The organism is Acidovorax delafieldii 2AN (genome assembly GCF_000175235.1).
Taxonomy (GTDB): domain Bacteria; phylum Pseudomonadota; class Gammaproteobacteria; order Burkholderiales; family Burkholderiaceae_C; genus Acidovorax; species Acidovorax delafieldii_B.
The window spans coordinates 1-1392 of sequence record NZ_ACQT01000488.1; the positions used below are offsets into that span (position 1 = coordinate 1).

Below are 1392 nucleotides of genomic sequence, written 5' to 3' on the forward strand. Positions count from 1 at the left end.
CGCCGGCGGCCAGGCTGAGCAGCCGCTGCGGCCCCACGCTGCCGTCCTCGCCCCGCAGCCCGGCCCCCATCAAGAGCGCCGCCAGCCAGACGCTGCCAATGCCTGCGGACAGGGTGGCGAGGATGATTGCTACCAAAGTCATAGCTGTATGCGCTTGATATATGTGCACCAGGGCACGTTTTGACCAAAATTCACGGCCCGCGGCCTGCAAAAAAGAAGCCGCCCCTGCTGCGCCGGGGCGGCTGTGCGCGCGGAGGCTGTATCAGACCACGCCGTGGGCCTTGAACCAGGCCAGCGCCCGGTTCCAGCCGTCTTCGGCCGCCACCTTGCGGTAGCTGGCGCGGTAATCGGCATGGAAGGCGTGCGGCGCGTCGGGGTACACCACGAACTGCGAAGCCTTGGCGGCGGCGGTGCCGCCTGCCAGGGCCATTTTCATCTTATCAATCGTGTCAAGGGGGATGCCCGAATCTTTTTCGCCATACAGGCCCAGCACCGGCGCCTTGAGGATGGGCGCCACGTCCACGGGGTGCTTGGGCGTGAGCTCGCTGGCCTGGCCCACCAGCCGGCCATACCAAGCAACGCCGGCCTTCACCGGCCCATGCGCGGCATAGAGCCACACAATGCGCCCGCCCCAGCAGAAACCGGTAATGCCCGCCCGCGCCAGATCGCCACCGTTGGCCCCAGCCCACTGCAGCGCGCCGTCCAGATCGGCCATCACCTGGGCGTCAGGCACCTTGGACACCACCTCGGTCATGAGGCGGCCGATCTCGGTGTAACCCGCGGCATCGCCCTGGCGCGCATAGAGCTGCGGCGCAATGGCCAGGTACCCGGCCTTGGCGAAGCGGCGGCAGGTGTCGGCGATGTACTCGTGCACGCCGAAGATTTCCTGGATCACCAGCACCACCGGCAGGCCGGTCTTGCCGGCGGGCGCGGCGCGGTAGGCGGGCACCTTGAAGCCGCCCACGGTGAAGCTCACGTCACCCGCGTCCAGCCCCTCGGCGGAAGTGGCAATGGCCGTCTGGGCCATCAGGGGTGCTGCCGCTGCCGCATAGCCTAGACCGACGGCGGCCTGCAGAGCGGTGCGCCGGGTGGCGCCCACCTCGGTGGAACGACCGGGGAGCAAGGCGTTGACATCGGATCGGGCGTCATCATGCAGCATGGCACATCTCCTGGAATGCGAAGGTGTTGAAGAAAAGGCAAGGCTGCAGTCTAGGGCGTGTTCCTCCACTTGTCGCAGCGAGGGTCTCCATACCGAGGCCCAAGGCCTTGCTCCCCCGCCGGGCGTTGCCGGCCTTGCCCACAGCTATCCTCAAAGGGCCTTGCCACTCAGGCCCACCAGCGCACCGCCGCGGCGGCTGCGGCGCCCACCAGCACCACCAGCAAGAACGGCCA

1 protein-coding gene is annotated in these 1392 nt (G+C 68.0%); it reads right to left on the bottom strand.

Annotated features, from left to right (window positions below; translation table 11 throughout):
• Positions 1 to 262: 262 nt before the first annotated feature.
• A complete protein-coding gene (locus ACDELDRAFT_RS22480; protein WP_005801204.1) occupies positions 263 to 1159 on the bottom strand; it encodes a dienelactone hydrolase family protein in 897 nt (298 codons plus the stop codon).
• Between the last annotated feature and the right edge of the window lie 233 nt (positions 1160 to 1392).

Coding starts and splice junctions, on each gene's coding strand:
- ACDELDRAFT_RS22480 (WP_005801204.1), bottom strand. CDS start 1,159: ATGCTGCATGATGACGCCCGATCCGATGTCAACGCCTTGCTCCCCGGT.